The 5,601-nt window shown below is 48.9% G+C and carries 3 protein-coding genes; all 3 read right to left on the reverse strand.

The genetic code is table 11. The features are described 5' to 3' along the window. Positions 1-857, reverse strand: an 857-nt coding sequence (locus ABJO30_10565; GenBank protein ID MEP3233259.1) for an FAD-dependent monooxygenase, incomplete at its 3' end; no start/stop codon positions are given. 113 nt (positions 858-970) lie between these two features. Further along, positions 971-5,182 carry a DNA-directed RNA polymerase subunit beta' gene (rpoC, locus tag ABJO30_10570; protein ID MEP3233260.1) on the reverse strand — a complete coding sequence of 1,404 codons (4,212 nt, stop codon included), beginning with the start codon at positions 5,180-5,182 and terminating at the stop codon, positions 971-973. Positions 5,183-5,308: 126 nt separating this feature from the next. Continuing rightward, positions 5,309-5,601, reverse strand: a 293-nt coding sequence (locus ABJO30_10575; protein ID MEP3233261.1) for a hypothetical protein, incomplete at its 5' end; no start/stop codon positions are given.

Here is a 5,601-nt window from a genome sequence, read left to right on the forward strand (position 1 = left end):
ATCAATGCATCTGACGTCACATTGCGATCTGCCGCTCTCTCATTCTCGGCCAGTTCATCAAGCTCAATATACATGCGCACCATGAACCCACCTTCACGCGGGATGATGAGAAGACTGCCGTTGTTTGCTGATTGGATCGCACACTTGAGGCGGACATCAGGGAAATTGGTGACCGCTAAAACATCCATCACCCCCCAAAGCTGACGCGCGGAATCGCCTTGTAGCTTGAGCCCGAGCGAACGGCGCACCTCACTGCGTGCACCGTCGCATCCAACCACATATCGGGCGCGAATTGTTTCGCTTTTGTTGGGTTCATCGAGGCATTCAAATTCCGCGGTGACTGGATAGTCTGCCTCATCCGTCTTTTCCAACGTTACCAAGCGACGATTATATTCCGGCTCTAAACGGTGTCCGCTGTTCTTCATCACGTCGAGGTAGAAATCATGAATGCGGGCTTGGCTTAAAATCGTGTGTGGGAATTCTGAGAGGCCATCTTCCACGTCTTGAATGCGCTCTGTTCGACCAATTACGCCTGCATCATTTGGTCGCCAAAAGCTGGTTTCATTGACCCAATAGGCTTCTTCCTCCACACGCCTTGCAAAACCAAAGGCCTCAAACATTTCCATAGAGCGGCAGGCGATACCGTCGGCTTGTCCGACTTCGAGCGGGCCTGACTTTTGGTCAACAATGCGGAAGGAGATGTCGTCGAATGCTGAGAGTTGGGCTGCAAGCGTTAGTCCTGCCGGACCACAGCCAACAATCAGCACGTCAACGTGGCTTGCAGGCTTCGCGCTTTTATCAAGCGCCTTGGCAATCCTCGGATTGCCTGTTCTAAATCCGTCTTGGTGATATTGCACGATCGACCGCCCCTCCTACCTTCTGTCCAAGGTAGCAATAGAACCAAACCGTGCAACGAAAAAACGCGAGCCTTGCAGCCCGCGTTCTTAAATTTCAACAGTGAAGAGGCTGATTATTCAGCAGGCTCTTCTGCTTCTGCATCACGCATGTCAGAAAGCATTGTTTCGGCTTCACCAACGCCAGACATTTTGCGTTGTGCATCGATGATGAGATCATCACGACGACCAGCAACCTGACGGACTTCATTCATTGTGCCACCCGTACCTGCTGGGATGAGACGACCCACGATGACGTTCTCTTTAAGACCGTCGAGTGTATCAATCTTACCAGCAACGGCTGCCTCTGTAAGAACCCGTGTCGTTTCTTGGAACGACGCGGCAGAGATGAACGAGCGGGTCTGCAAGCTTGCCTTGGTGATACCAAGAAGAACTGGCGTTCCCTGAGCCGGTGTGCGTGCTTCATCGACGAGTTTTTCGTTAGCTGCACGAAGTTCTGTGCGATCAACTTGCTCATCTTTGAGGTAATCACTGTCACCTGGATCTGTGATCTCAACTTTTTGCAGCATTTGACGAACAATCGTCTCAATGTGCTTATCGTTGATGGTCACACCTTGCAGACGGTACACTTCCTGAATTTCATTCACGAGGTATGCCGCTAGTGCTTCAACACCTTTAATGGCAAGGATGTCGTGTGGCGCTGGGTTGCCATCTAGGATGTATTCACCCTTCTCGATGGTGTCACCTTCTTGCCAGTGGAACGGCTTGCCTTTTGGAATAAGGTATTCAGAATTTTCTGCACCTTCTTCATGTGGCTCAATCACGATGCGACGCTTGTTCTTATAGTCGCGACCGAATTTGATTGTACCGTCGATTTCAGCAATCACAGCGTGATCTTTTGGACGACGTGCTTCGAAGAGTTCAGCAACCCGTGGCAGACCACCGGTAATATCTTTCGTCTTCGCACTTTCCATTGGAACACGTGCAAGCACGTCACCGGCATTGATCTTAGCGCCGAGGTCGACTGAGAGGATCGCATCTACTGAAAGCAGATAGCGAGCATCTGAACCGCGAGCCAATGTTTCCACTGTGCCATCATCCTTGTGGATTACGATAGCTGGTTTCAAATCAGCATTGCGGCTGTTTGAGCGCCAGTCTGTAACCACGCGTTTGGTGATGCCTGTGCTTTCATCTGTTGTTTCTGTAACAGACGCGCCTTCAACAAGGTCTTCAAAGCCAATAACACCAGAAACTTCTGTGATGATTGGACGTGTGTATGGATCCCATTCAGCCATACGGTCGCCAGCTTTAATGCTATCGCCTTCATCAACGAAGATACGAGCACCGTAGTTTACCTTGTGAACCGCACGTTCTGTTCCGTCACCGTCAATAACGATGAGAGACATGTTACGACCCATAACAATGGTCTTGCCTTCAGAGTCGCGAACCACATTGCGGTTTTTGACTTTGATGGTGCCTTCAAAGTTACTTTCAAGGAATGAACTATCAACAACCTGCGCTGTACCACCAACGTGGAACGTACGCATTGTAAGCTGTGTACCAGGCTCACCGATGGACTGAGCAGCAATAACGCCAACAGCCTCACCCATGTTAACCGCAGTACCGCGAGCCAAGTCACGACCGTAACAAGTTCCGCAAACACCAATCTTGGTTTCGCATGTTAGAACTGAACGGATACGGATTGATTGAACGTTTGCCGCTTCGATCGCAACAACATCATTCTCATCAATACAGATGCCTTTCTCGACGATGATTTCGCCAGAGACTGGATCTTTAACCGGATCAGCCGTGAAACGACCGAGAACGCGACTACCGATAGACGCCACAACCTGACCGCTATCCACGATTGGCTGCATTGTCAGACCATTTTCAGTGCCACAATCTTCTTCGTTGATGATGCAATCTTGAGCAACGTCAACAAGACGACGAGTGAGGTAACCTGAGTTAGCTGTTTTAAGCGCTGTATCAGCCAAACCTTTACGGGCACCGTGCGTGGAGTTGAAGTACTCCATCACTGTCAGGCCTTCTTTAAAGTTCGACGTGATCGGTGTTTCGATGATCGAACCATCCGGTTTCGCCATCAATCCACGCATACCAGCAAGCTGACGCATTTGTTTTGGTGAACCACGAGCGCCTGAGTGAGCCATCATGTAAACAGAGTTCATCTGTTTTTGGCGACCATCTTCATCGAACTTGACGGCTTTAATTTCGCCCATCATTTCGTCAGCGATCTTATCTGTACATTTCGCCCACGCATCAACGACTTTGTTGTACTTCTCACCTTGGGTGATCAGGCCGTCTTGATACTGTTGTTCGAATTCAGAGGCGAGTGCTTCTGTGTCGTCAACCATTGTGTATTTCGAGTCTGGAATAACCATGTCATCCATACCGAACGAAATACCAGCCGTACAAGCGTTACGGAAACCAAGTGACATGATCTGGTCACAGAAGATCACCGTGTCTTTTTGACCGCAGTGACGGTAGACCTGATCGATCATGGTTGAGATGTTTTTCTTCGTCATCTCTTGGTTACAAATATCAAATGGTACTTTTGCGTTCTTAGGAAGCAAATTACCGATGATCATGCGGCCTGGAGTTGTGTCGAAGATTTCAGACGTTGGATTGCCTTCTTCATCAACAGACTTGTAGCGACCACGAATTTTCGTGTGAAGCGTGATGACGTTGTTATCCAGCGCATGGAGAATTTCACCCATGTCTGAGAATGCCATCCCCTCACCCGGCTCGTTTTCTGCAACGATTGAGAGATAGTAGAGACCGAGAACCATATCCTGTGAAGGAACGATGATCGGCTGACCATTCGCAGGGTGCAAGATGTTGTTCGTCGACATCATCAAAACACGTGCTTCAAGCTGTGCTTCAAGTGAAAGCGGTACGTGTACCGCCATTTGGTCACCATCAAAGTCAGCGTTAAAGGCTGAACAAACAAGCGGGTGCAGGTTGATCGCTTTACCTTCAATCAACACAGGCTCAAATGCCTGAATGCCAAGACGGTGAAGTGTTGGCGCACGGTTCAAGAGAACTGGGTGCTCACGAATAACCTCATCGAGGATATCCCAAACTTCCGGCTTTTCTTTTTCAACCAGTTTCTTCGCCTGTTTAACAGTTGAAGAATAGCCCTTCGCATCAAGGCGCGAATAGATGAACGGCTTGAAGAGCTCAAGCGCCATTTTCTTCGGCAAACCACATTGGTGAAGCTTAAGCTCTGGACCAGTCACGATCACGGAACGACCAGAATAGTCAACGCGTTTACCGAGCAAGTTCTGACGGAAACGACCCTGCTTACCTTTCAGCATATCTGAAAGTGATTTCAGCGGACGCTTGTTAGCACCAGTGATCGTACGACCACGACGGCCATTATCAAACAGCGCATCAACAGACTCTTGCAACATACGTTTTTCGTTACGAATGATGATGTCTGGTGCACGAAGTTCAATCAGACGCTTCAAGCGGTTGTTCCGGTTGATCACACGACGATAAAGGTCGTTAAGGTCAGACGTTGCGAAACGGCCGCCATCTAGTGGAACCAATGGGCGAAGATCTGGCGGGATCACAGGAACGATGTCCATGATCATCCACTCTGGGCGGTTGCCAGATTCGATGAAAGCTTCAACCACTTTAAGACGCTTAGCCAATTTCTTAGGCTTAAGCTCAGTTGTTGATTCAGCAATCTCTTGACGAAGATCAATCGCAAGCTGCTCAAGGTCGAGAGATGCGAGGATTTCTTTAATCGCTTCAGCACCAATCATGGCAGTGAATGAATCCACGCCATACTCGTCTTGCGCCTGCATGAATTCTTCTTCAGACATCAACTGATATTCAGTAAGCGGTGTTAGGCCCGGCTCTGTCACAACGAAGTTTTCGAAGTAAAGAACGCGTTCCAAACCTTTCAGCGTCATATCAAGAAGCTGACCGATACGGGATGGGAGTGATTTCAAAAACCAAATGTGTGCAACTGGAGCAGCAAGGTCGATGTGACCCATGCGCTCACGGCGTACACGCTGCAAGGTTACTTCAACGCCACATTTTTCACAGATGACGCCTTTGTATTTCATGCGCTTGTATTTGCCGCAAAGACATTCGTAGTCTTTTACTGGGCCAAAAATACGGGCGCAGAAGAGGCCATCTTTTTCAGGCTTGAATGTACGATAGTTGATGGTTTCTGGCTTTTTGATTTCACCAAATGACCATGAACGAATTTTTTCCGGACTGGCGATTGTGATCTTAATTTGATCAAAAGTTTGAGTCGGCGTAGTTGGACTGAAGACGTGTGCAAGATCTTGATTCATTGCTTCTTCCTTTGGGCTTGGCCCTTGATGGAAAGACTGCGACATCTTTATTAGATGTTCGGCGCTTTCCGAAAAACGGGGTGTCAGGCAGCTTTCAATAAAACCGCCTGACGCTGACGCTTTGTCCTATTCGGCTGGTTCGCTAGGCTCGTGCTCAATTTCCATGCCGTCTTCGTCAACTTCGATTGAACTTTCGAGTTGAACGTTGAGGCCGAGAGAGCGCATCTCCTTGACGAGCACGTTGAAGCTTTCCGGGATACCCGCTTCAAATGTGTCGTCACCACGAACGATTGCTTCATAAACCTTAGTCCGGCCTGCCACGTCATCAGATTTGACTGTGAGCATTTCTTGCAAGGTGTATGCAGCGCCATATGCTTCAAGTGCCCACACTTCCATCTCACCGAAGCGCTGACCACCGA

It is taken from the genome of Hyphomicrobiales bacterium (assembly GCA_039973685.1).
Taxonomy (GTDB): Bacteria; Pseudomonadota; Alphaproteobacteria; order Rhizobiales; family JACESI01; genus JACESI01.

What these genes read in the sequence shown, in the direction of transcription:
- rpoC (MEP3233260.1), bottom strand. Translation starts at nt 5,182, where the DNA reads ATGAATCAAGATCTTGCACACGTCTTCAGTCCAACTACGCCGACTCAA.